Origin of the sequence: Pseudomonas sp. VE 267-6A (assembly GCF_024126555.1) — a bacterium.
Taxonomy (GTDB): Bacteria; Pseudomonadota; Gammaproteobacteria; order Pseudomonadales; family Pseudomonadaceae; genus Aquipseudomonas; species Aquipseudomonas palmensis.
This window is the reverse complement of the sequence record NZ_JAMYBY010000006.1, coordinates 215,303-238,384: the sequence shown is the minus strand read 5'-3', so window position 1 is coordinate 238,384 and position 23,082 is coordinate 215,303. Positions and strand designations below refer to the sequence as shown.

The window sequence follows — 23,082 nt, the reverse complement described above, 5'->3', positions numbered from 1 at the left end:
CCCATGGCGCCCATCAATCAAAGCGCGAGCGTCGGCCTGATTGCCGCCGAGCCGCTGTTCGTGGCCCGGCGGCGCAAGGTGCGGCGCTGGGCCATCCGCCCGGGCCTGGTGCTGGCCGGGCTGTTCGTGCTGCTGCTGGTGATTGCGGCCATCCAGCCGCACTGGCTGGTGGCGGGCGACCCGCTGGAGGCCAGTGCGCGCCAGGCGTTTCGTGCCCCCGACAGCCTGTACTGGCTGGGTACCGACGAAAACGGCCGCGACATCCTCACCCGGCTGGTGTACGCGGTGCGCCCGTCGCTGGTGCTGGGCCTGTCGGCCACCGCCATCGGCCTGCTGCTGGGCACCCTGTTCGGCCTGGCGGCGGGGCTCGGCCCGCGCTGGCTGGACGGTGCGGTGATGCGCGGGGTCGATGTGCTGCTGGCATTCCCCGACCTGCTGCTGGCCCTGGTGATCATCACCTTCTTCGGCCAGGGCCAGTTGAACACCATCATTGCCGTGGGCATCGCCAGCGTGCCGCGCTATGCACGCCTGGTGCGCGCACAGGCCCTGGTGGTGCGCGGTGCCGGCTACGTCGAGGCCGCCACCACCCTGGGCCTGGGCCGGCACGCGGTGATCCTGCGCCATGTACTGCCCAATGCGATCAAGCCGATCCTGATCCTGGCCACCATAGGCATCGGCGGCAACATCGTCTCGGGCGCGGCCCTGAGCTTTCTGGGCTTTGGCGCGCCGCCGCCGGAGCCGGAGTGGGGCGGCATGCTCGCCGTGGGCCGCAACTACCTGGCCAACGCCTGGTGGCTGGTGGCCTGGCCCGCCCTGGCAATCACATTGACCGTGGTCTCGATCAGTACGATCGGCCGCGAACTGCTGCGCCGCAGCGAAGGTAAACGCCCATGAGTCGCGCACCGCTTATCGATGTACAGGACCTGCACGTGCGCTTTGGCGCCCAGGCCGTGCCCACCCTCAAAGGCATCAGCTTCCAGCTGCACCAGGGCGAGTGCCTGGCGCTGGTGGGCGAGTCGGGCTCGGGCAAGAGTGTCACCTCACGCACGCTGGCCGGGCTGACCGGCGCCCATGCCCAGGTGCAGGCCAGCCGCCTGGACTTTGCCGGGCACGACCTGCGCGAGTTCGACGAGCGCACCTGGCGCCAGGTGCGCGGCGCGCAGATCGGCTTCGTGATGCAGGATGCCCTGGGCGCGCTGGACCCCTTGCGCCCGGTGGGCAAGGAGATCGCCGAGCCGCTGCAGCTGCATACCGGGCTTGACCGCGCGCAGCGCCAGGCCAGGGTGATCGAGCTGCTGCGCGCCGTCGGCGTGCCGCAGCCGGAACTGCGCGCCCGCCAGTACCCGTATCAACTGTCGGGCGGGCTGCGCCAGCGGGCGCTGATCGCCTCGGCCATCGCCTGCAACCCGCGCCTGTTGATTGCCGACGAGCCGACCACCGCGCTGGACGCCACGGTACAGGCGCAGGTGCTGAGCCTGCTCGAATCGCTGCGCGGCGAGAACACCGCGATGCTGATCGTGAGCCACGACCTGGCGGTGGTGTCGCGCCTGGCCAACCGCGTGGCGGTGATGCACAACGGCGTGATCGTCGAGCAGGGCAGCGTCGAGGCGGTGCTGCACGACCCGCAGCACCCCTACACGCAGTTTCTGCTGCGTGCCGGCCGGGCGGTGCACTTTCGGCGCACGCCGGGGGCAGCACGAACGCCGTTGGCCATCGTGGCGCCGACCCAGGAGCCACCGCTGTTGCAGGTGCGCCAGCTGAGCAAGGCGTTCAAGGGCCCGGACGGGCAGATGCGCACCGTGGTCAACCAGGTGTCGCTGCAACTGCGCCGCGGCAAGACCCTGGGCATCGTCGGCGAGTCGGGCTCGGGCAAGACCACCCTGACGCGCATGATCCTGGGCCTGGAAACCCCCGACAGCGGCGATATCCAGATCAAGGGCCAGCCCTGGCTGAAGCTTTCCGAGGCGCACAAGCGTCAGTTGCGGCGCAGCATCCAGGTGGTGTTCCAGGACCCGCTGAGCTCCTTCGACCCACGCTACAACGTGCAGCGCGTGCTGTTCGAGGCGCTGGAGGTGGCCGGGCACAAGCGCGCCGACTGGCGCAGGCGGGCCGAAGAACTGCTGGGCCTGGTACGCCTGGACGCGGCGCTGCTCGACCGGCGCCCCATCGAGCTGTCGGGCGGGCAGCGCCAGCGCATCGCGATTGCCCGCGCGCTGGCCGCCGGGCCGCAGATTCTGGTGTGCGACGAGCCGGTGTCGGCGCTGGACGTGTCGGTACAGGCGCAGATCCTCGAACTGCTCGACGACCTCAAGCAGCGCCTGGGCCTGGCGTGCCTGTTCATCTCCCACGACCTGGGGGTGATCAACCAGGTAAGCGACGAGGTGCTGGTGATGAAGGACGGCGTGGCGGTGGAGAGCGGGGCGGTACGCGACGTGTTCGACCACCCGCAGCATCCCTACACCCTGGCCTTGCTGGAGGCCATTCCGCACCTGGAAAGCGGCCGTCGTACCTCGTTCGAATTCCTCAAGTTGGCGATCTGAACCATGAGCCTGCATTTCTCGACCCGCCACACGCCGCGACGACGGCTGCACCACTGGAAGATCGACCACCTGCCGGACACGCCGCTGGCCTTCGTGCGCCTGTGCATCGGCAATTACAAGGTCTGGTACTCAAGCATCCTGCTGTTGCAGTGCATCGCAGTGGTCAGCGCGGTGCTGATCCCCTGGGCGCTGGGCCTGATCACCCGGCAGGTGACCGAGGCAGCCTCGGTGCACGCCGCGCTGCCGGGGCTGGTGGCGCCCCTGAGCCTGTTCGGCACGCTGCTGGTGCTGGAACTGCTGAGCGCCCGCAGCGCCGCCGCCTGCCACATCAAGGTGCTGCCGCTGCAGCGGCGCACCGTGACCCATGCCTTGTTCGCCTACCTGCAACGCCATTCCCAGCGCTTTGTCAGCAGCGAGTTCGCCGGGGCGCTGGCGCACCGCATCGCCGAGGTGGCGCTGGGGGTCAACCAGACCCTGGGCATCCTGCTGTTCGACATGCTCGGCCTGGCGCTGACCCTGAGCCTGGCCACCGCCTTGCTGTGGAGCGCCTCGGGCCTGCTGGCCGCGTTCATGCTCGGCTGGTCACTGCTGTTCATTGGCGTTTGCTATGTTCTGGCGCGGCGCAGCCACCCGCTGGCGCAGCAGTATTCGGCGGCGCGCAGCACCAGCAACGGCAAGGTGGTGGACGCGGTGAGCAACCTCACCAATATCCGCCTGTTCGCCCGCCAGCCGTTCGAGCACGGCTACCTGGGGCACTACCTTGACCGCGAGGTGGACGCGGCCTACCGCTCGTTCTGGTACATGGAGAAGATCCGCTGGTTCCAGTCGGCCGGCGGCGTGGCCCTCAAGCTGGGCATGCTGGGGCTTGCGCTGCAGCAGTGGTACGTGGGGCGCATCGACATCGCCACCTTCGTCATGGCCACCAGCCTGTCGCTGCTGATCATCAATGACGTGAGCAACCTGTCGCGGCGCTTTCTGGAGTTCTTCGAGGCCACCGGCAACATCGCCAACGGCGTGCGCACCCTGGTGCGGCCCCACGAGGTGGTGGACCACCCCGGCGCACGGGCGCTGCCGCCGGTGCGCGGCGACATCGAGTTTCGCGACGTGAGCTTCGGCTATGCGCCCGACAAGCCGATCTTCCAGCACCTGAACCTGGTGATCCCGGCGGGGCAGACCGTGGGCCTGGTGGGCACCTCGGGCTCGGGCAAGTCGAGCCTGCTCAACCTGCTGCTGCGCCTGTACGACGTCAACAGCGGCCAGGTGCTGGTGGATGGACGCGATGTGCGCGAAGTGACCCAGCATTCGCTGCACCAGCAGATCGGCCTGATCCCCCAGGAACCTGGCCTGTTCCACCGCAGCATCGGCGAGAACATCCACTACGGGCGCCTGGAGGCCAGCTTCGAGGACGTGGTGCATGCCAGCCGCCGCGCCGGCGCCGACGACTTCATCGACAGCATGGAACACGGCTACGACTCGCTGGTGGGCGAGCGCGGGGTCAAGTTGTCGGGTGGCCAGCGCCAGCGCATCGCGATTGCCCGGGTGTTGCTCAAGAACGCCCCGATCCTGGTGATGGACGAAGCCACCTCCAGCCTGGACTCGCTCACCGAGCGTTTCATCCAGGAAAAACTCGACGAAATCATGCACGGCAAGACCGTGCTGGTGGTCGCGCACCGCTTGTCCACGGTGGCGCACCTGGACCGCATCCTGGTGTTCGACAAGGGCCGCCTGATCGAGGACGGCAGCCATGCACAACTGCTGCGCCAGCGCGGCCAGTACCACCGGTTGTGGAGTCGCCAGGCCGCTGGCCAGTTCGACGAAACACCCGCTACCGAATCTGCCTGAGAGTTTTCAAACGCCCAAGGAGGCGCCCATGCCGCATTTGTCCGAAGTCCCCAAACACGCCCCCCAACACGCACTGACCAGCGTTGCGCACCTGCATCAACGCCTGGATGCCTTGCTTCCCGAGATTGCGGCCGGTGCAGCCGAGCGTGAACGTGAGCGCCAGCTGCCGTATGACGCCATACGCCAGCTGGCCGCCGCAGGGCTCTATACCGTGCGCATCCCGCTCGCCTACGGTGGCCCCGGCGGCTCGGTGAGCGACGTTATCGGCCTGCTGCTGCGGGTGGCCTCGGTGGACTCCAATGTGGCCCAGGCCCTGCGCCCGGGCTTTGCCTTCGTCGAAGGGCTGCTGGCCGCCGACCATAGCGGTGCAGAGCAGGAACGCCAGCGCTGGTTCGCGCGCTACCTGGACGGTGCCGTGCTGGGCAACGCAGGCTGGGAGGTGGGCGGCGCCAATGGCGCGATCAGCGCGCGCATCGTGCCCGATGGCGAGCACTTTCGCGTCAGCGGCAGCAAGTACTACAGCACGGGCGCGCTGTACGCCGACTGGGTCAGCGCCGTGGCGCTGGACGAACAGGACAGACCGGTGTCGTTCGTGCTGCCGCGCGATCGCCTGGGCCTGGAGCTGGTGGACGACTTCGACGCGATGGGCCAGCGCCTGACCGCCAGTGGCACCACGCGCCTGAACGATGTGCAGGTGCTGGCCAGCGAGATCCGTCCGCGCACCGTGGAAGAGGGCAAGCGCACCATCGTCACCCCGTTTCTGCAGTTGTTCCTCGCCACCGTGGAGGCCGGCATCGCGCGCAATGCCCAGGAGGATGCAGTGCGCTTTGCCCGCGAGCATGCGCGACCGATCAAGCACAGCAGCGCCAGCCAGTCGGTGGACGACCCCTATGTGCAACTGAGCGTGGGCGAAGTGGCCGCGCGCGCCTTCACCGCCGAAGCGGTGGTGCTCAAGGCCGCAGCGGTGATCGACCGCGCCTGGGCCCTGCAACTGGACCCGCAGGCGGTGGATCAGGCCGCCATCGACGTGGCCCAGGCCCAGTACATCGCCGCCGAATCGGCGCTGCGGGCCGCCGAGCTGCTGTTCGATGTGGGCGGTGCGTCCACCACCGGGCGCAGCCACAACCTCGACCGGCACTGGCGCAACGCGCGTACGGTGGCCAACCACAACCCGCGCCACTGGAAGGCCTCGGCGGTCGGCACCTGGTACCTCAAGGGCACGCCGCCGCCGACCTCGGGGCTGTTCTGAGTGACCATGGCCGAACCCCTGCCGGCCTTGCGGCCGGTTTCGCGCAAGGTGCCGATGATCATCGGCTGCGCGCTGTGCATGGAACTGATCGACTCCACCGTGGTGATGACGGCCTTGCCGCAGATGGCCAGCGACTTCGGCGCGCCGAGCGTGCGCATGAATCTGGTGGTGTCGCTGTACATGCTGGCCGCCGCGCTGTGCGTGCCGGTCAGTGGCTGGGCCGCCGACCGCTTCGGCCCACGACGGCTGTTCGTGGCGGCGATCGTGCTGTTCATCGTGTCGTCGCTGGCCTGCGCGGCATCCACCTCGCTGCTGCAGCTGTGCCTGGCGCGCATGCTGCAAGGCGCGGCGGGGGCGATGATGGTGCCGGTGGGGCAGGTGATCCTGCTGCGCTGGTCGCCGCGCGAAGACCTGATGCGCAACCTGTCGTACCTGACCATTCCGGCGCTGATCGGGCCCATGATCGGGCCGCCGCTGGGCGGGCTGATGGTGACGTTCGTGTCGTGGCACTGGATCTTCCTGATCAACCTGCCCATCGGCCTGGTGGGCATCGTGCTGGTGCTGCGCCATGTGCCGCATTATCCCGGGGTTCGTGCGCGGGCACTGGATGTGCGCGGGCTGCTGCTCAGCGGCACCGCGCTGGGGGCGCTGGTGTTCGGTTTCGAGGCGCTGGGCCACGGCCTGCTGCCACGAGCGTGGGTGGCAGTAATGATCGGGGCGGGGCTGCTGTGCGGCGCGTGGTACATCCGTCATGCACGGCGCTGCGCCGAACCGCTGCTGGACTTGTCGCTGCTGCGCATTCCCAGCTACCGCATCAGCTTCTGGGGCGGCAACCTGCTGCGCCTGGGCACCTCGTCTGGCCCGTTCCTGCTGGTGCTGATGTTTCAGCTGTGCTTTGGCCTGAGCCCGCTGCATGCGGGGCTGCTGACCCTGGCGGGTGGCGCGGGGGCGTTTCTGATGAAGCTGCTGGCAGTGCGCGTGGTGCGCCGCTTCGGCATCCGTCGCACGCTCACCGGCAATGCGCTGCTCACCGGGCTGACCCTGGGGGCCTGTGCCAGCTTTACCAGCGATACGCCGTACTGGGTGATCGTGCTGATGCTGTTCGCCAGCGCAGTGATCCGTTCGCTGCAGTTCAGCACCCTGGGCGCGCTGACCTATGCGGATGTACCGGCGGCGCTGAGCAGCCGGGCCAGCAGCCTGTCGGCGATGACGGTGCAGTTGAGCATGAGCCTGTCGGTGGGGCTGGCCGCCTCGCTGCTGGGGGTACTGATGAACCTGCGCGGGCACGCCACCCCCGTCACCAGCGACGTGGCCTGGGTGATGCTGCTGTGCGGGCTGGCGTGCATGGCCTCGGCACTGGTGTTCCGGCGCCTGGCAGCGGACGCCGGCAATGCGGTGTATGCCGCGCGTGGCTGATCAGATCGACAGGTTGAGCACCCGCTCGCCCTGGGTGGCGCCAGTGGGCCGGCGGCGATTGACCGCCAGTTCGCCGATCTTGATCAGGCGGGTACGCGTGACATTGCGGGTCAGGCCCAGCAGGTTGGCGGTGTGCACCTGGTTGTAGTGGCTGAAGCGGTAGGCCGCGCGCAACAGCGCGTCCTCGACCTGTTCGTGCAACGCGCCGGCCTGTTCCTCGAAGAGTTTCTGGAAGGCCCGCTCGAGCAGCGCCTGGGCCGAGTCGTCCTGGCTGGGGCTGTCGTCCTGGCGTTCGATGCGCATGTTCGACAGGCGCAGGTCGTCGTGCTCGATCAGGCCGTCGCGGCAGATCAGCAGGGTGTGGTGGATGACGTTTTCCAGCTCGCGGATGTTGCCCGGCCAGCCGTAGGTGCGCAGCTTGTGCTCGGCCTGGGCGCTCAGGCGCACCTGGCCGTAGCCCAGGCGCTGGCTGTAGGCATCGATGAAGTGGCGGGTCAGCGGCAGGATGTCGCCGGGGCGTTCGCGCAGCGGCACCAGCTCCAGACTGACCACGTCCAGACGGTAATAGAGGTCTTCGCGAAAGTGCCCGGCATTGATCGCCTTTTCCAGCTGCACGTTGGTGGCGGCCAGTACCCGCACATCGATGGGAATGCTCTTGCGCGAGCCCAGGCGCACCACTTCGCGCTCCTGCAGCACGCGCAGCAGCTTGACCTGGATCGGCATCGGCAGGTCGCCGATCTCGTCGAGGAACAGGGTGCCGCCGTTGGCCTCTTCGAACCAGCCGGCCTTGGCCGCCAGGGCGCCGGTGAAGGCGCCTTTCTCGTGGCCGAACAGCTCGGCCTCGACCAGCGATTCGGAAAACGCGCCGCAGTTGACGGCCACGAACGGCTTGTCACGTCGCCCGCTCAGGTTGTGAATGTGGCGCGCCACCAGCTCTTTGCCGGTACCGGTCTCGCCGATGATCAGCACGCTGGCTTCGCTGGGCGCCACCTGTTGCAGGTGCGCCAGCAGCGCACGTGACTTGGGGTCTTCGAACACCTGCGCGGTGGCGCGGATCGAGGTGGCCAACGCGGGCGAGGGCGGTAGGGTCAACAATTGCATGGCAGTCACACTATGAATAGAACGTCGGAATCGGCAGGCGCTGGTTCAAGGCCCAGTCGCCCAGTTCGTGGAGTTTGTAATCCAGCGGGTCGTGCAGGCTCTGGGTGCGCAGGTTGCGCCAGTGCCGGTCGAGCCCCACCGAGGCCTGCGTGGCGCGGGCGCCGGTGACCTCGAAGACCTTGCTGCACAGCTCCAGGCCGTCGCGGCTGGCCGCCACCTTGGCGGTGGCGATGGCCACCGCCACGCGGCCGCGCTGGTCTGCGCCAAGCGCGGCGCCCTTGGCCCAGGCCCGGTCGAGTTCGCCGGCGGCGTTGTCGAGCAGCAGCCGGGCGCCTTGCAGGCGTACCCAGAAGTCGCCGAAGTGGCCCAGTACATAAGGATCGTCGCGGCTATCAAGGGCTGTGGACTTGAACCAGGGCCGGGTCTCGTTGAGGGTGTACTGGCGCGCTTCTTCGAACGCGCCTTCGGCGATGCCCAGGCAGATGTTGGCGAAATGCAGCTGGGCGATCAGCGGCCGCAGGCAGGCGAACGGCGTGCTCAGCGGGCCGGGGTCGAGCAACAGGTCGCCTTCCTCCACGCGCACCCGTTCGAAGGTGGCGCTGCCGCTGTCGGTCTGGCGCTGGCCCATGTTGTGCCAGTCGTCATGCAGGGTGATGCCGGTGCGACCGCTGGGTATCGCGGCAATCAGCAGCTTGCCCCCGGCAGCCTCGTCCACGGCCGAGGCAATCAGCATTTGTGAATCGCTGGCGCCCGAGCAGAAGCTCTTCTTGCCGGAGAATTCACGCCAGCTGCCGTGGTGCTTGACGATGGTGCGGGTGTCGAGGGGGTTGAGGGCATTGCCCCAGAACCAGTTCTTGCGGGCCGTCAGCTCGTACCAGGGCTGCCATTGCGAAGGTGCGCCGAACAGACGCACGGTGGCCAGCATCAGGTGGTGAAAGCCGAACACATGGGCAATCGAGCTGTCGACCCGGGCGAACTCGCGCACCACATCGAAGGTCTGGCTCCAGGTGGCGTTCAGCCCGCCGAACTCGCGGGGGATGCTCAGGGCCAGCAGGCCGCTGGCACGCAGGGCATCGCGTTCGGCCTTGGGCGTGCCGCCCTTGCGGTCGCGCTCTACCACGCTGCGGCTGAACGTCTGGGCCAGGTCGCGGGCAATCTGCAGCGGGGTCGATCGAGGGGTATGCAACGTGGCGCTCACGCGGGTTACCTGTGCAAAAAGGTTCGGGCCTCAAGGCCGGGCCCTGTCGATGCTAAATGATCTAAAAAACCTTAAATAAATAACGTTTAGGAATGTTGATATACAGCTTTTCATATTCCAAACGGATCTATATTTGTCGTTATTTATTCTTTTTGATTTTTATCTTTGCGGTGCACTCTGCATTCACGCACTGCAACGACGGTGCTCCCAACTGCTAAGGAGCCACACCATGACCATCAAGGCGATCAACGTACGTAACCAGTTCAAGGGCACCATCAAGGAGATCATCGAGGGGCCGGTGGTCTCGGAAATCGACGTGCAGACCCAGGCCGGCATCGTCACCTCGGTGATCACCACGCGGTCGGTGCATGAGCTGGAACTGAGGATTGGCAGCGAGGTGATCGCGTTCGTGAAGTCGACCGAGGTGTCGATCGCGAAGCTGTGAGAGGGGTGTGACGGTGAGCGCCGGGTGGCCTCACCGCAATGCTCAGTCGGCTGTCAGCACGTCCCTTCTGGCCGGCAACACTTCCAGCTCCCCGAACGACACCGACGCATCCACGTAGCGCAGCGCCGATTTCACGTCGCGCCAGCCCACGTGGGCCATCAGCGCTTTCATGTCCCAGCCATTGCCACTGGCCCAGGTGGCAAAGCCACGACGCAGCGAGTGGCTGCTGTAGAGGCTGGCGGGTAGCCCGGCATCTGCAAAAATCCGCCTCAGCAGCACGATCAGGCTGCCACTGTTGAGCGCCTGCTCGCCCAGGTTGCCCCAGCGATCGAGCTTGCGAAACACCGGCCCGCGGGCGATGCCCGCCACGCTGATCCAGTCGATGTAGGCCTGTACCGGGCACAGGCTCTTCAGGGCAGGGGTGCGATGACTGACCCCGCGGCCCTGCCGGTCCCCTTTGCTTTGCGCCAGGTACAGCTGCATGCCCACGCCCGCCTGGGCCTGAATGTGTTCCACGCGCAGGCGCGCCAGTTCATCGCCCCTGAACCCTCGCCAGAACCCGATCAGCAGCAGGGCGACATCGCGCCGTGCGCGCAGCAGCTCGGGCAGGCAGTGCGCCTGTTGCGCCTGTGCGGCCTTGGTGTGCAGTGCGTCGACCGTGCGCTGCAGGTGTTCCAGGGTCAGGGCGGCTGCCTGGCGCTCCTGCGCCGGGTGCACCGCGCGTATGCCCTTGAGCATCTGGCGCACCAGCGGCGCCTTGGTGGGGTCGGGAAAGCCCTGGCTGGTATGCCACTGGCCCAGCGCGGCCAGGCGCTGGCGCAAGGTGTTGATCGAGTGCTGCTCGGCGTAATCGGCCAGGTAGCGCGCGATGCTGTCGGCCGTGGCCGGTAGAAAGCCACCCCAGCTCACCTCGAAATGCTCCACGGCCGCGCGGTAGCTGCGCCGCGTGTTGTCCCTTACGGCTGCGTCCAGGTAGCGATCGAGCTTGTTCATCGGCAGGTTCTCCATCGGTGTACGGCTGAGCGACTGCAACCGGGCGTTTTTTGCCTATCACATGTGATAAGCCGTGATTATTTCATCTTTTATTCTGATTTCTATAGGCATTTTTTCAATTTCATTTAGTATGTATCTACATAGTACGTACCACATTACGAAATAGTAGGAGCACCCATGGCCCGTGGCGGTATCAACAAGGCAATCGTGCAGAAGGCGCGTCAGGCGCTATTGGCCCGTGGCGAACACCCCAGTATCGATGCCGTACGTATCGAGCTGGGCAACACCGGGTCCAAGACCACGATTCACCGCTACCTCAAGGAGCTGGACGCGCAGCAACCGACACTGGCAGCGGACAAGCCGGGCATGAGCGAAGCCCTGGCCAACCTGGTCAGTCAGCTGGCCCAGCAACTGGTGGAGGAGGGCGACGCACGTATCGAAGCGGCGCAGAACGTGTTCGACCATGAAAAGGCGGCGTTGCAGGGCGAACTGCAGGCGATCCAGCAGGCGCTGGCGACCCTGCAGCAGCAACACCAGATTCAGGCCGAGGCGCTGGCGGGTGAGTCGGCGCAGTTGGCCACGACCCGCAGTACCCTGCAGACCGAGCAGACGCGCAATGCCACCTTGAATCAGGCGGTAGGTGAGTTGAACCTGCGCCTGAACGACAAGGACGAGCAGATCCAGTCGCTGGAAGACAAGCACCAGCATGCCCGCGATGCACTGGAGCATTACCGCACCGCCACCCGTGAGCAGCGCGAGCAGGATCAGCGCCGCCATGAGGCGCAGGTGCAACAGTTGCAGGTCGAGGTGCGTCAGTTGCAGCAGAGCCTGATCGTCAAGCAGGACGAACTGACGCGGCTCAACCGCGACAACGAGCGCTTGCTGGTGGAGGCGCGTCAGGTGCAGCGTGAGCGGCAGGCGCTGCAGGACCAGCAGGCGCAACAGGCACAGGAGATCAAGACCTTGATGGCCAGCCTGGCGCAGTCGTTGGGTGCGCGGGAGGAGCTGCTGCGGCAGAACCAGGTGCTGGGGCAGCAGGTGGAGCAGGGGGCGGGTGAACAACGCCAGCAACAGCAGGTGATCGAGCAATTGCAGGCGCAGGTCGAGCAGCGCGATGCAGAGCTGGAGGCCTTGAAGGCAAAGGAGCAAGCCTCAGACCGAGCTGAAGCCGAGCAGACAGGGCTGCCGACTCACCCCTGACAGGGCAGGGTGCGTTGCAGCGAATCTAGGAGCCGGCCTTGCCGGCGTCTTGGGGGGCGCCAGTTAGTCGCGCAATGACAAGCGCATCGCACACCGCCCCTGCAACCCTCGCGAAGCCTCGTACGCCATCTGCCGGCGCAACATACCGCTTAACGACGCCTCTTCCAGCCTCTCGAAACCCAACCGTGCATAAAACGGTGCATTCCACGGCACCGCCACAAAGGTGGTGAGGGTCAGGGCCGCGAAGCCCTGGGCCTCGGCATGCGCGCGCACGGCCGCAATCAATCGCCGACCCAGGCCCTGGCCTTGCTGCGCATGATCCACCGCCAGCTCTTCGATGTGCAGCGACTCATCGAACGCGCTGGCACACACGAACCCAATTGGGCGGTCCCGCCCATCCACCACCACCCACTCGAGCCCGGCAGCCACGAACTCCAGGTGCTCGACGCTGCTGAGCACCGTGTGCTCGGCAATCCACGCCAGTGCCGGCACTTGCACAAAGGCCTGGGCCGCAGAGCGCTCTATGGCAGGCAGCAGGGGAGCATCGGTAGGGGTCGCCAGGCGAATGGAAAAGGACATCGGGCACGCTCTGCAATGGGAACCCACGCAGTCTGTGCAAAGCACCAGGGTTGTGCAAGCGCCCCCGGCATGGGCAATACGGGGGCACGCTTTTTCCTTGCCAGTGGCGACATAAATCATAATTTCGCTAATACCCGGCGGCGCACAGAATGCGGGCAACCCCCTCATGCAGAAGCGCACAGCCATGACCGTTGAAAAAACCCGAATTGATACGCTTGTAGTAGGCGCCGGTCAGGCCGGCGTGGCCATGAGTGAGCACCTGGGCCGCCTCGGGGTGCAGCACCTGGTGCTGGAACGCAACCGCATCGCCGAAGCCTGGCGCACCGGTCGCTGGGACTCGCTGGTGGCCAACGGCCCGGCCTGGCACGACCGCTTCCCGGGCCTGGAATTCGAAGGCCTGGATGCCGACGCCTTCGCCGGCAAGGATCAGGTGGCGGCCTACTTCGAGACCTATGCCAAGAAGATCGACGCGCCCATTCGTACCGGTGTCGAAGTGCTCAAGGTCGAACGCAACGAAGGTCGCCCGGGCTTTACGGTGCAGACCTCCATGGGCCTGATCGAGGCCAACCAGGTGGTGGTGGCCACCGGGCCGTTCCAGCGCCCGGTGATCCCGCCTATCGCTCCGCAGCTTCCCGGCATTACCCAGCTGCATTCGGCCGACTACCACAACCCCCGGCAATTGCCCGAAGGCGCGGTACTGGTGGTGGGCGCGGGCTCCTCGGGTGTGCAGATCGCCGATGAACTGCAGCGCGCCGGCAAGCAGGTGTACCTGTCGGTGGGCGCGCACGATCGCCCGCCACGCGCCTACCGCAATCGCGACTTCTGCTGGTGGCTGGGGGTGCTCGGCCTGTGGGACGCCGAAGGCGTGCAGCCCGGCAAGGAGCACGTGACCATCGCGGTCAGCGGTGCCCGTGGCGGACATACCGTGGACTTTCGCAAGCTGGCCCACCAGGGCATCACGCTGGTGGGCCTGACCCGCGCATTCGATCAAGGTGTGGTCAGCTTCGAGGCCAACCTGGCCGAGAACATCGCCCGCGGCGACGAGAACTACCTGGCGCTGCTCGATGCCGCCGACGACTACATTGCACGCAACGGCCTGGACCTGCCCGAAGAACCCGAAGCACGCCACATGCTGCCCGACCCGCAGTGCCTGACCCAACCGATTCTTGAGCTGGACCTGGCCAAGGCCGGTGTCAGCTCGATCATCTGGGCCACCGGCTACTCGACCGACTACAACTGGCTGAAGGTCGATGCCTTCAAGCCCGACGGCAAGCCACAGCATCAGCGCGGTGTGTCCCGCGAACCGGGGATCTATTTCGTCGGCCTGCCGTGGCTGTCGCGCCGTGGCTCCGCCTTTATCTGGGGCGTGTGGCACGACGCCCGGCACATCGCCGAGCACATCGTGAAACAGCGCACCTATTTCGACTACCGCGACGCCGCGCAACGCGAGGCTGCCGCCCACTGTGATTCCAACGTCCAGAAACTGGGAGTACGTTGATGCCTACCCATACCCGCATCCGCATGTTCAACACCAAGGATACCTACCCCAACCAGACCCTGGACAACGACCTGTGCCAGGCCGTGCGTGCCGGCAACACGGTCTACGTGCGTGGCCAGGTGGGCACCGATTTCGACGGCCAACTGGTCGGCCTTGGCGACCCGCGGGCCCAGGCCGAGCAGGCCATGCGCAACGTCAAGCAACTGCTCGAAGAAGCCGGCAGCGACCTGAGCCACATCGTCAAGACCACCACCTACCTGATCGACCCGCGCTACCGCGAGCCGGTGTACCAGGAGGTCGGCAAATGGCTCAAGGGCGTGTTTCCGATTTCCACCGGGCTGGTGGTCAGTGCCCTGGGCCAACCGCAATGGCTGATGGAAATCGACGTGATCGCGGTGATCCCCGAATAAGGAGCGGCACATGACTTTTTCTATCGTCGGACGCTGCGCCGAAACCGGCCAGCTGGGTATCGCCATCAGCTCGTCGAGCATCGCCGTGGGGGCGCGTTGCCCCTGGCTGCGTGCCGGCGTGGGCGCGGTGTCGAGCCAGAACATCACGTTGCCGGCGCTGGGCCCGCAGATTCTCGATGGCCTGGCCGACGGGCTGGCACCTGCCACGGCCCTGGACCAGGCACTGTCGAGCAATGGCTATGGCCAGTACCGTCAGGTAGCGGTGGTGGATGCCCAGGGGCGCACCGCACTCTTCAGTGGCAGCCACGCACTGGGCACCCACAATGCAGTGGCAGGCGATCAATGCGTGGCCGCCGGCAACCTGCTGGCCAGCAGCGCGGTGATCGAACGCATGGTCGAGGCCTTCGAGCGCAGCGAGGGCTGCCTGGCCGCCCGGTTGCTCACGGCATTGCAGGCGGGGCAGGCCGCAGGCGGCGAGGCCGGGGCGGTGCACTCGGCGGCACTGTCGGTGGTCGGCGACCTGACCTGGCCGATCGTCGACCTACGGGTGGACTGGGCCGACGAGAATCCCATCGGCGAACTGCACAAACTGTGGACCGCCTATGAACCCCAGTTGCAGGACTACCTGACCCGCGCCCTGGACCCGACGCAGGCGCCAAGCTACGGAGTGCCCGGCGATGAGTGAATGGCGCAGCCGCACCCTGCTGGCGCAGCTGGTCGGCTTCGCCACGGTGAGCCGGGATTCGAACCTGGCGCTGATCGAGTTCGTGCGCGATTACCTGGACGATCTGGGGGTGGACTGCGAGCTGATCTACAACGCCGAACGCACCAAGGCCAACCTGCTGGCCAGCATCGGCCCGGGGGTGGAGGGCGGCGTGGTGCTGTCCGGACACACCGATGTGGTGCCGGTGGACGGCCAGGCCTGGACGGTGCCGCCGTTCGACCTGAGCGAGCAGGACGGCAAGCTGTACGGCCGGGGCACTGCCGACATGAAAGGCTACCTGGCCTCGGTGCTGGCGGCGGTGCCGCTGTTTCTGGCAAGCCCGTTGCGCCGCCCGGTACACCTGGCGTTTTCGTATGACGAAGAGGTGGGTTGCCTGGGGGTACGCAGCCTGCTCGAGGTGTTGCCACGGCGTATCCCGATGCCGGCGCTGTGCCTGATCGGCGAACCCACCGAACTCAAGCCGGTGCTCGGGCACAAGGGCAAGCTGGCCATGCGCTGCCATGTGCACGGCGCGGCCTGTCATTCGGCCTACGCGCCCTATGGCGTCAACGCCATCGAGCAGGCGGCGCGGCTGATCGGCCAGCTGGGGGCAATCGGTACGCGCCTGGCGGCGCCGGAGCTTCACGACGAACGATTTGACCCGGCATTTTCGACCGTGCAGGTGGGCACGATCCAGGGCGGCACGGCGCTGAACATCGTGCCGGCCGATTGCCGTTTCGATTTCGAGGTGCGGGCGCTGCCGGCGTTCGCCCCGCAAGCGGTGGCCGATGAATTGCAGGCGTTTGCCGCGCGCGAAGTAGTGCCGGCGATGCAGGCGGTGAATGCCGACAGCGGCATTCGTTTCGAAGCACTGTCGAGCTACCCGGGGCTTGCCACGCCACCGGACAGCGCGGCGGCGCAGCTGATTGCCCGGCTGTGCGGCAGCGATGCCTTCAGTACGGTGGCCTTTGGCACCGAAGGCGGGCTGTTCGACCAGGCCGGGATACCGGCGGTGGTCTGCGGGCCGGGCAGCATGGACCAGGGACACAAGCCGGACGAATACGTCAGCGTCGAACAGCTGGCTGGTTGTGACCGGTTGATGGAGCGTCTGGCGGCGTTTTTGAGCGAGACATAACACACAGATCGGCATACGAGCCGGCCAACGTTGCACCTTTTACTGCCGTAGAGCAGGACGACCGTACCCGCGGTCGCCTAACAAAACCCCGCCGGCGCGCACGAGCGTGCCGGCCTAGTCGAGGAAGTGAGCCATGACCCGATCCTTGCGTTGCAGCGTTCCGTTTGCCCTGGCCCTGTTGAGCAGTGCCGTGTTTGCCGCCCCGCAGAACCTGACCGTCATCTCGTTTGGCGGCGCCACCAAGCAGGCACAGGAAAAGGCCTACTTCCAGCCATTCAATGCCAGCGGTGCGGGCACCGTGGTGGCAGGCGAGTACAACGGCGAGCTGTCGAAAATCAAGGCCATGGTCGACGTCGGCCACACCAGCTGGGATGTGGTCGAGGTCGAAAGCCCCGAGCTGTTGCGCGGCTGTGATGAAGGCCTGTTCGAGAAACTCGACCCGCAACGTTTCGGTGACCAGGCCAATTTTGTGCCCGGCACCTTCACCGAGTGCGGCGTGGCCACCTATGTATGGTCGATGGTGATGGCCTACGACCATGCCAAGCTGGCCAAGGGGCCGACCTCATGGGCGGACTTCTGGAACGTGAAGGACTTCCCCGGCAAGCGCGGCCTGCGCAAGGGCGCCAAGTACACCCTGGAGATCGCCTTGCTCGCCGACGGCGTCAAGCCCGATGAGTTGTACAAGGTGCTCGGCACCCCTGAAGGGGTGAGCCGCGCGTTCGCCAAGCTGGACCAGATCAAGTCCAACATCCAGTGGTGGGAAGCCGGGGCGCAACCTGCGCAGTGGTTGATTGCCGGCGATGTGGTGATGAGCGCGGCGTACAACGGGCGCATCGCGGCTGCGCAGAAGGAGGGCATGAAGCTGAGCATCGTGTGGCCGCAGAGCCTGTTCGACCCTGAATACTGGGCGGTGGTGAAGGGTACGCCGAACAAGAAACTGGCCGAGGATTTCATTGCGTTCGCCAGCCAGCCACAGGCGCAGAAGGTGTTCTCGGAAAACATTCCGTATGGCCCGGTAAACAAGCAGACCCTGGGTTTGCTGCCAGCCGAAGTACAGAAGCAGTTGCCCACTGCCGAAGCCAACCTGGCCCAGGCGCGAGCAGTGGATGCGGCGTTCTGGGTTGACCATGGCGAGGAGCTGGAACAACGCTTCAATGCCTGGGCGGCGCGCTGATTCGAGCCAATATCCCACCCTGGCCTTAGCCCCCGCTACTGATACTTCTGTCAGTAGCGGGCTGGTGTTGCTCACCGTTACTGTTTGCCTTGCCGTTGGGCAGACAGTGGGAGAGCGACATGAACACCTTGCGACATACGCTGGCCCGGCCTGTCCGTACCGTACAAGCCCCCCTGGAACATCGAGACGCGCCGCCCGTATGCGCGTCACCAGCCCGCAATGGCAGCCAATGGCAACCCCTGAAGTGTGATCGACATGGGCAATCCTGCCAAAGGAGCCGGTGATGCCTATCCCTCTTGCCACCAGAGCTTGTTGTTTGCTGGCAGCAGTATTGCTGACTGGCTGCATCCATCCGAGCCAGCAGTCGACGCCTCATGCGCCAGGCACCCAGGCGTCGAGCAGCGAGCTTTCCTCCGTCGACGCTTCGCCTGGCGAAGCCGCTGCGCGCGCACGTTGCACGCGCTACTTCGAGTCGGGGCAGTGGAGCTACCGCTACGACCCAGGCATCCGCAAGAACGCCTGGACCCTGGAGCTCACGCCTACCTATTGCGGACGACGCATCCGCCAGGACGAAACCAACGCCGCCTACACGGAGCTGTACAAGCGCTACGGCAGTGACTGGCGCTGGCGCCTCGACAACGGGGGCGGCATGCGTCGTCAGTTGGTGTGCCACCTGGCCACCGCCCGCTACAAGAAAACCTGGAACCTGGAGCCTTTTCGACCCGATGTGTCTCATCGCGTATCGGTGGCTGCCGGTTGCAATCCGACGCCACGTTGACAGGCAGTTTCAGCACTGCAGCACAAGGAGTGGACCATGAACAGGTTAAAGGTTTTGATGTTTCTGGGGTGCGTCGCAGCCAGTGCGCCGGGGTTGGCACAGTGGGCGCCTGGCTCACCACGCAGCTCGCTGGAGGACGGCAACGCCACCGTAGCCGACCTCAGGTACAACTACAGCGCAGGCAACTCGCATTGCGGTGATTCAGGCAAACCGCCGTTTCTATGCAGCGGTGTCCTGATGCGCGTCACCCAGCGGCCGCAGAACCCCGGGGCATTTCGCATCTGGGACCCTAGCCCGACCTCGGCGAGAAGTGGCGGAACCTCGTTCTCCTACATACGTTACGACGCAAGGTTCAGGTCAGTGGCGTGGGGCTTCAACGACGGTCTGATCATGTATCCCCAGGACCGCAGGCCAGCGGGCAAGGACCTGCTGATGGTGCAGTGCGCCTACAGCATGGATGGCTGGAACTGGTTCAGGAACACACCCTGCGGCACCATGGTCTACGAGGGAGTTGTTTACCCACATAGTCGGCCATGCCAGAGCCAGGGCGTCACCACGCCTCAACAATGGCTCGGGATCTGGTACCAGCCCGCCAAGTACCGCCCGCTGAATCAATGCGGCTTCGACATGCGCAGGGGCGTTGCCAACAGTGCCGGTTACTTCATGCTCATGCTGCAGATGAAAAACATACTGGCCGCAGAAGGGTTCAGCGAGCAGAACGAACTTGTTGTTACGACATGGCCGGCGGGTCGTGCCAGAACCCTGCCCATCCAGGCATTCTTCTATATGCCAGTGGGTGTGCCTGCCCACTGGCCGGCAGGGGTACCGAACGGGCTGGCCGCTGCCAGGCTCAACCAGAAGGAGTTTCGGGCCGACACCGGCATCATCGTGCCCATTGTGCGGCTGACGCCACCTGCCAACATCAATGATCACTTTCGCTTCGACTTTATCGTTGCCGATCAAGCCGAAACAGGTTCGACCGGGGTCGTGCCTCCGAAACCGGTGCCAGGCCGCTGCCCGCGCTACATAGACTCGGTGAAATGGGGCGCGATCAATGGCAACCAGTGGAGCCTGGAAATCAAGCCTTCCGCCTGTACCCGCACTATCGCCGCAGACCAGACCGACCTGGCGTTCCAGGAGCTGCTGAACAAGGCCGGCAGTGACCGGCAGTGGAGCAACACCAACAGCATGCGTCGCCAGTTCGTCTGCCTGCTGACCACGTACCGAACCAAAGCATCCTGGTTCATCGAGCCGCATCGCCCTTATGTGTCCCACGAGGCGGCGGTCAAGGCCAACTGCAACCCCTAGGTTGTTGCAGGCCCGCACTTTATTGCGGCCGAGCACAGGTCGTGAGTTGTCGCTTTATTGATACCTGCTGAAACTAAGCACTTGGCAGGCAGACGCAGTTACAGCGTGCAGTGATCGGCCCGCTTTCACGCCAGCCACAGCCTGAACTGCTCCTTGCAGTAATCCACGAACAACTGCGCAGGCTTGGTCAGCTGCGCACGTTTGAGCCAGGCGGCCACCAGTGCCGAACCGGTCACGTCTTCGGCGATATCCACGCACACCAGTGGCTGGCCGTCATAGCTGATGGTGGAACGTGGCCGCGTCACCAGCAGTGCGAAACCGAAACCCTGGCCGACCATGCCGCGCACCATCTCGATAGAGGGCGAGCCGAACACGATGTTCGGGTTCAGGCCCAGTTCCTCGAAAATGCTCACGAAATAGGTACGGCTGGGTTGCACATCCAGCAGGATCATCGGCTCAAGTACCAGGTCGCGCAGCGAGACCTGGGCCTGACCGGCGAAGCGATGGCCGGCAGGCAGCAGGGCGTAGGGCCTTTGCGGCGCGGTCAGCGGCTCGGTTTCGATGGTGCTGTCCAGGTCATGCTGGTAGAAGATCGCCAGGTCGAAGCGGCCGGCCGTCAGCCCCTGTACCAGCTCTTGCTGCTCGCCATCGCGCAGGCGAATTTCCACGCCCGGAAAGCGTTGGCGAAACCCGGCGATCAGCCGCGGCAGATAGAGTGGGGCGACGGTTTCGAAACAGCCGATGTCGATCTGCCCACTCACCACGTCGTTGTCCGCCAGGGCGTTCTGCTCGAACTCATGGGCCATGCGCAGCAGTTCCTGAGCCTTGCGGTAGAACCGCGCACCGCCCGGGGTCAGTGAAACCCCCTGGGCATGATGCCGAATCAGCAACTGTACGCCGAACCCGTCTTCGAGCCCCTTGATGGCCGTGGATATCGATGGCTGTGCGATGTACAGCTTGCGCGAGGCTTCGGCCACGCTGCCGCATTCGACCGTGGTGACGAAATATCTAAGCTGACGCAGGGTATAGGACGCCACGCAAACACCTCAGGTTGTAGTTTTTGCCTACCTTACCGCGTGCTGGCCTTGCGTGCCCCGCAGGTTGCAGCGGATTTTGCGGGGCACAGAGCATATTTTTCCTTCGCTGGCGAGTACGCGGCCCCTGACCATTGATCGGCTGGCTGGCACCTACCACGTCCAGGGGCCTCGAAAAACTGCAGGGCCCGCATTTGTCGGACCACGACCTGAGGTGACCGCCATGGCTATCGATCCACGCCCGCAGGATGACCCCCTGTGGAAGGACCCGCTCAACGACCCGCGACGCGAACACGACCCGGTGACTGACCCGAACGTGCGTGGCGACGACGATCGCCGCGAACACCCTAACGACGTCGAGGGCATTCCCGACACCAACCCGTCAGTGCCCGAACCTGACGAGCCGACGCCACTGTCGGATGAACGACGCTGAACCTGTACTGGAGGACGCCAAGCATGATTCATGACCCGCGCAACCGCGAGCCCGTTGCTGAAGACCAGCCACAACCGCTGCCGCAAACCTGGAAACGCCCGGACGATGGCAAGAGCCTGCCTGAACGCGATGTGGAGGTGCCGTTGCAGGATGCCGGACGCCCGGACGAAGGAGGGCAGGAGCAGAGCAATACACCCGAACCTCACAAGGAAAACCCCTACAGCCCTGACTTCAAGCCACAACGTGAGCGCAAGCCGCGCACTGATGCCGATATCGATACCGATGGTGGCTAGCACGCGATTTTGTGCTGCGATGATTTTAACGAACCGTTGAAAATTAAACTTTATGTTGATATTTTCTCGGTTCGTTTTTTCTTGTGGTGCGCTCGATGGCCCTCGATACAACCCCTGAACGCCAGCTGGTGCTGGGCGTACTGCACGCAACGGTGCAGATGCTTGGCACTGTGCTGGGACGCACCACCGAGGTGGTCCTGCACGACCTGACCCGGCCGGAACATTCGGTGATTGCCATTGCCAACGGGCATGTCAGTGGGCGTCAGATCGGCAGCCCGGTACTGGCCGGGCCTCGTGAAGACCAGGGGTTCAATGCGGTGCTGCAGGCCCTGCGCGACAAGGGCAGCCATACCCCGGTGGTGGTGGGCAACTACCCGAGCCTGGGCCGCGACGGCAAGACCCTGCGCAGTGCCACTGCGGTGTTCCGCGACGCCTTGGGCGAGCCCTATGCCAGCCTGTGCGTGAACACCGACTTCAGTGGCATCGCCGCCGCCCAGGCGTGCCTTGAACAGCTGCTGCCCGGCACCGGGGCAGCCCCCGGCGAGCCCACCGAGAACCAACCCGACCTCGAGCAGTTGATGGCGCAGATCATTGATGCGGCCCTGCACGACGCACGCAGCCAGGGCCGGCGTATCGCCAAGGCGCAGAAGCTCGAGGCGGTGCGCCAGATGCACGATGGCGGACTGTTCATCGTCAAGGGCGCCGTCGAGAAAGCTGCCGCCGCACTCGGGGTGACACGCTACACCATCTACAACTACCTCGATGAAATCCGCAACCGCTGAGCAAGCGTTGAAATTCAACCGATCGTCGAACTGGCCTGACCTGGAGCCTGGTATGTCCCTGCATCTCGAAACCCCTTTGGTGCCTTCGCGCCCGCTCAGCCTGGCCAGCGGCCAGGACGTGTGGCTCAAGCTCGACGCCCTGCAGCCCTGTGGCTCGTTCAAGCTGCGTGGCGTGGGCCTGGCTTGCCAGGCCTATGCCAGGCAAGGCAAGCGCCGCTTCGTGTCCTCTTCGGGGGGCAACGCCGGTATTGCGGTGGCCTATGCGGGCCGCTGCCTGGGCCTGCCGGTGACCGTGGTGGTGCCGCAAACCACCACCGAGCGCGCCAGGCAGCTGATTCGCCAGGAGGACGCCGAGGTCATCGTGCACGGCAGCGCCTGGCACGAGGCCAATGCCTATGCGCAATCGCTGCTCACCGACGACGCGGCCTTCATCCACCCCTTCGACGATCCGCTGCTATGGCAAGGCCATGCCAGCCTGATCGACGAGGTGGTCATCAGTGGGTTCAAGCCCGATGCGATCGTGCTCTCGGTGGGCGGGGGCGGCCTGTTGGCCGGGGTGTGCGAGGGGTTGGCACGTAACGACTGGGCTGACGTGCCGGTATTTGCCGTGGAGACCGACGGCGCCGCCTCGCTGGCTGCCGCGATGGCCAGCAAGGCCCCGACGGCCCTGCCCGCAGTGACCAGCGTGGCGACCTCGCTGGGGGCCAAGCAGGTATGCCAGCAGGCCTTCGAACTCAGCCAGCAACGGCCGATTCACAGCCATGTGGTGACTGACGCTCAGGCGCTGGATGCCTGCGAACGTTTTCTGCTCGACCACCGTATCCTGGTGGAGCCGGCCTGTGGTGCAGCGCTGGCGCTGGCCTATGCACCGAGTGAGGCATTCAAGGCATATCAGTCGGTGCTGGTGGTGGTGTGCGGCGGGGTGACGGCCACCCACGAACAGATCCGCGAGTGGCGCGCCAGTTGCTGAA

General features: G+C 65.5%; 23 protein-coding genes. 18 read left to right on the top strand and 5 right to left on the bottom strand.

Annotation, left to right across the window (positions count from 1 at the left end; translation table 11 throughout):
- Positions 1-3 precede the first annotated feature (3 nt).
- From NJH59_RS09095 to NJH59_RS09075, 5 genes are read left to right on the top strand one after another with little or no spacing between them, the layout of a single operon-like run.
- Positions 4-894, top strand: coding sequence for an ABC transporter permease (locus NJH59_RS09095; RefSeq protein WP_063611979.1), 891 nt, complete (start codon positions 4-6; stop codon positions 892-894).
- A complete protein-coding gene (locus NJH59_RS09090; RefSeq protein WP_058540182.1) occupies positions 891-2,540 on the top strand; it encodes an ABC transporter ATP-binding protein in 1,650 nt (549 codons plus the stop codon). Before NJH59_RS09095 ends, NJH59_RS09090 begins: the two co-directional genes overlap by 4 nt.
- A gap of 3 nt (positions 2,541-2,543) precedes the next feature.
- Positions 2,544-4,382, top strand: a complete 1,839-nt coding sequence (locus NJH59_RS09085; RefSeq protein ID WP_104572452.1) for an ABC transporter ATP-binding protein — start codon at positions 2,544-2,546, stop codon at positions 4,380-4,382.
- A gap of 28 nt (positions 4,383-4,410) precedes the next feature.
- Positions 4,411-5,631, top strand: coding sequence for an acyl-CoA dehydrogenase family protein (locus NJH59_RS09080; protein WP_043862769.1), 1,221 nt, complete (start codon positions 4,411-4,413; stop codon positions 5,629-5,631).
- 6 nt (positions 5,632-5,637) lie between these two features.
- Positions 5,638-7,047, top strand: a complete 1,410-nt coding sequence (locus NJH59_RS09075; RefSeq protein WP_231390590.1) for an MFS transporter — start codon at positions 5,638-5,640, stop codon at positions 7,045-7,047.
- Here the strand turns inward: NJH59_RS09075 and NJH59_RS09070 are convergent, their stop codons facing one another.
- Positions 7,048-8,148 carry a sigma-54-dependent Fis family transcriptional regulator gene (locus tag NJH59_RS09070; protein WP_043862771.1) on the bottom strand — a complete coding sequence of 367 codons (1,101 nt, stop codon included), beginning with the start codon at positions 8,146-8,148 and terminating at the stop codon, positions 7,048-7,050.
- Between the two features lie 10 nt (positions 8,149-8,158).
- On the bottom strand, positions 8,159-9,346 hold the full coding sequence (locus NJH59_RS09065; protein WP_043862772.1) for an acyl-CoA dehydrogenase family protein: 1,188 nt from the start codon (positions 9,344-9,346) through the stop codon (positions 8,159-8,161).
- Between the two features lie 229 nt (positions 9,347-9,575).
- On the opposite strand from NJH59_RS09065, the gene NJH59_RS09060 reads away from it, so the two are divergent.
- Positions 9,576-9,791 carry a molybdopterin-binding protein gene (locus NJH59_RS09060; RefSeq protein WP_043862773.1) on the top strand — a complete coding sequence of 72 codons (216 nt, stop codon included), beginning with the start codon at positions 9,576-9,578 and terminating at the stop codon, positions 9,789-9,791.
- Positions 9,792-9,833: 42 nt separating this feature from the next.
- On the opposite strand, the gene NJH59_RS09055 is transcribed toward NJH59_RS09060, so the two are convergent.
- Complete coding sequence (locus tag NJH59_RS09055; RefSeq protein ID WP_116054006.1) at positions 9,834-10,784, bottom strand: site-specific integrase; 951 nt, start codon at positions 10,782-10,784, stop codon at positions 9,834-9,836.
- A 177-nt stretch (positions 10,785-10,961) separates the two neighbouring features.
- Between NJH59_RS09055 and NJH59_RS09050 the strand changes: the two genes are divergently transcribed.
- On the top strand, positions 10,962-11,984 hold the full coding sequence (locus NJH59_RS09050; RefSeq protein ID WP_043862775.1) for a DNA-binding protein: 1,023 nt from the start codon (positions 10,962-10,964) through the stop codon (positions 11,982-11,984).
- Positions 11,985-12,047: 63 nt separating this feature from the next.
- On the opposite strand, the gene NJH59_RS09045 is transcribed toward NJH59_RS09050, so the two are convergent.
- Positions 12,048-12,563 (bottom strand): GNAT family N-acetyltransferase, encoded by a 516-nt coding sequence (locus tag NJH59_RS09045; protein WP_088514917.1) that lies wholly within the window; start codon positions 12,561-12,563, stop codon positions 12,048-12,050.
- A 166-nt stretch (positions 12,564-12,729) separates the two neighbouring features.
- Here NJH59_RS09045 and NJH59_RS09040 point away from each other — a divergent pair, with 166 nt between their 5' ends.
- From NJH59_RS09040 to NJH59_RS09010, 7 genes are all read left to right on the top strand, one after another.
- Positions 12,730-14,061, top strand: a complete 1,332-nt coding sequence (locus NJH59_RS09040; RefSeq protein WP_253086682.1) for an NAD(P)/FAD-dependent oxidoreductase — start codon at positions 12,730-12,732, stop codon at positions 14,059-14,061.
- Entirely contained in the window at positions 14,061-14,471 is a 411-nt protein-coding gene (locus NJH59_RS09035; RefSeq protein ID WP_003182257.1) for a RidA family protein, read from the top strand. The genes NJH59_RS09040 and NJH59_RS09035 overlap by 1 nt, the downstream gene beginning before the upstream one ends.
- A gap of 10 nt (positions 14,472-14,481) precedes the next feature.
- Entirely contained in the window at positions 14,482-15,156 is a 675-nt protein-coding gene (locus NJH59_RS09030; protein ID WP_043862778.1) for a DUF1028 domain-containing protein, read from the top strand.
- Positions 15,149-16,309 carry an acetylornithine deacetylase gene (gene argE / locus NJH59_RS09025; protein WP_043862779.1) on the top strand — a complete coding sequence of 387 codons (1,161 nt, stop codon included), beginning with the start codon at positions 15,149-15,151 and terminating at the stop codon, positions 16,307-16,309. The genes NJH59_RS09030 and argE overlap by 8 nt, the downstream gene beginning before the upstream one ends.
- A 133-nt stretch (positions 16,310-16,442) precedes the next feature.
- Positions 16,443-17,483: an ABC transporter substrate-binding protein gene (locus NJH59_RS09020; RefSeq protein WP_043862780.1), complete on the top strand. Its 1,041-nt coding sequence runs from the start codon at positions 16,443-16,445 to the stop codon at positions 17,481-17,483.
- A 283-nt stretch (positions 17,484-17,766) separates the two neighbouring features.
- Positions 17,767-18,261 (top strand): DUF2599 domain-containing protein, encoded by a 495-nt coding sequence (locus NJH59_RS09015; RefSeq protein WP_116054000.1) that lies wholly within the window; start codon positions 17,767-17,769, stop codon positions 18,259-18,261.
- 36 nt (positions 18,262-18,297) lie between these two features.
- Positions 18,298-19,569 carry a DUF2599 domain-containing protein gene (locus NJH59_RS09010; protein ID WP_123752679.1) on the top strand — a complete coding sequence of 424 codons (1,272 nt, stop codon included), beginning with the start codon at positions 18,298-18,300 and terminating at the stop codon, positions 19,567-19,569.
- A 125-nt stretch (positions 19,570-19,694) separates the two neighbouring features.
- Here the strand turns inward: NJH59_RS09010 and NJH59_RS09005 are convergent, their stop codons facing one another.
- Positions 19,695-20,606, bottom strand: a complete 912-nt coding sequence (locus tag NJH59_RS09005; RefSeq protein WP_043862783.1) for a LysR substrate-binding domain-containing protein — start codon at positions 20,604-20,606, stop codon at positions 19,695-19,697.
- Between the two features lie 220 nt (positions 20,607-20,826).
- Here NJH59_RS09005 and NJH59_RS09000 point away from each other — a divergent pair, with 220 nt between their 5' ends.
- From NJH59_RS09000 to NJH59_RS08985, 4 genes are all read left to right on the top strand, one after another.
- Entirely contained in the window at positions 20,827-21,036 is a 210-nt protein-coding gene (locus NJH59_RS09000; RefSeq protein ID WP_043862784.1) for a hypothetical protein, read from the top strand.
- Between the two features lie 23 nt (positions 21,037-21,059).
- Positions 21,060-21,329 carry a hypothetical protein gene (locus NJH59_RS08995; protein WP_043862785.1) on the top strand — a complete coding sequence of 90 codons (270 nt, stop codon included), beginning with the start codon at positions 21,060-21,062 and terminating at the stop codon, positions 21,327-21,329.
- Positions 21,330-21,424: 95 nt separating this feature from the next.
- A complete protein-coding gene (locus NJH59_RS08990; RefSeq protein WP_054914513.1) occupies positions 21,425-22,111 on the top strand; it encodes a PAS domain-containing protein in 687 nt (228 codons plus the stop codon).
- 52 nt (positions 22,112-22,163) lie between these two features.
- Entirely contained in the window at positions 22,164-23,081 is a 918-nt protein-coding gene (locus tag NJH59_RS08985) for a pyridoxal-phosphate dependent enzyme (protein WP_253086681.1), read from the top strand.
- The last annotated feature ends 1 nt before the right edge of the window (position 23,082 follow it).

Bases quoted from the DNA above. Each gene is read 5' to 3' on its own strand.
- NJH59_RS09095 (WP_063611979.1), top strand. From the start codon at position 4: ATGGCGCCCATCAATCAAAGCGCGAGCGTCGGCCTGATTGCCGCCGAG.
- NJH59_RS09090 (WP_058540182.1), top strand. From the start codon at position 891: ATGAGTCGCGCACCGCTTATCGATGTACAGGACCTGCACGTGCGCTTT.
- NJH59_RS09085 (WP_104572452.1), top strand. From the start codon at position 2,544: ATGAGCCTGCATTTCTCGACCCGCCACACGCCGCGACGACGGCTGCAC.
- NJH59_RS09080 (WP_043862769.1), top strand. From the start codon at position 4,411: ATGCCGCATTTGTCCGAAGTCCCCAAACACGCCCCCCAACACGCACTG.
- NJH59_RS09075 (WP_231390590.1), top strand. From the start codon at position 5,638: ATGGCCGAACCCCTGCCGGCCTTGCGGCCGGTTTCGCGCAAGGTGCCG.
- NJH59_RS09070 (WP_043862771.1), bottom strand. From the start codon at position 8,148: ATGCAATTGTTGACCCTACCGCCCTCGCCCGCGTTGGCCACCTCGATC.
- NJH59_RS09060 (WP_043862773.1), top strand. From the start codon at position 9,576: ATGACCATCAAGGCGATCAACGTACGTAACCAGTTCAAGGGCACCATC.
- NJH59_RS09055 (WP_116054006.1), bottom strand. From the start codon at position 10,784: ATGAACAAGCTCGATCGCTACCTGGACGCAGCCGTAAGGGACAACACG.
- NJH59_RS09050 (WP_043862775.1), top strand. From the start codon at position 10,962: ATGGCCCGTGGCGGTATCAACAAGGCAATCGTGCAGAAGGCGCGTCAG.
- NJH59_RS09045 (WP_088514917.1), bottom strand. From the start codon at position 12,563: ATGTCCTTTTCCATTCGCCTGGCGACCCCTACCGATGCTCCCCTGCTG.
- NJH59_RS09040 (WP_253086682.1), top strand. From the start codon at position 12,730: ATGCAGAAGCGCACAGCCATGACCGTTGAAAAAACCCGAATTGATACG.
- NJH59_RS09035 (WP_003182257.1), top strand. From the start codon at position 14,061: ATGCCTACCCATACCCGCATCCGCATGTTCAACACCAAGGATACCTAC.
- NJH59_RS09030 (WP_043862778.1), top strand. From the start codon at position 14,482: ATGACTTTTTCTATCGTCGGACGCTGCGCCGAAACCGGCCAGCTGGGT.
- argE (WP_043862779.1), top strand. From the start codon at position 15,149: ATGAGTGAATGGCGCAGCCGCACCCTGCTGGCGCAGCTGGTCGGCTTC.
- NJH59_RS09020 (WP_043862780.1), top strand. From the start codon at position 16,443: ATGACCCGATCCTTGCGTTGCAGCGTTCCGTTTGCCCTGGCCCTGTTG.
- NJH59_RS09015 (WP_116054000.1), top strand. From the start codon at position 17,767: ATGCCTATCCCTCTTGCCACCAGAGCTTGTTGTTTGCTGGCAGCAGTA.
- NJH59_RS09010 (WP_123752679.1), top strand. From the start codon at position 18,298: ATGAACAGGTTAAAGGTTTTGATGTTTCTGGGGTGCGTCGCAGCCAGT.
- NJH59_RS09000 (WP_043862784.1), top strand. From the start codon at position 20,827: ATGGCTATCGATCCACGCCCGCAGGATGACCCCCTGTGGAAGGACCCG.
- NJH59_RS08995 (WP_043862785.1), top strand. From the start codon at position 21,060: ATGATTCATGACCCGCGCAACCGCGAGCCCGTTGCTGAAGACCAGCCA.
- NJH59_RS08990 (WP_054914513.1), top strand. From the start codon at position 21,425: ATGGCCCTCGATACAACCCCTGAACGCCAGCTGGTGCTGGGCGTACTG.
- NJH59_RS08985 (WP_253086681.1), top strand. From the start codon at position 22,164: ATGTCCCTGCATCTCGAAACCCCTTTGGTGCCTTCGCGCCCGCTCAGC.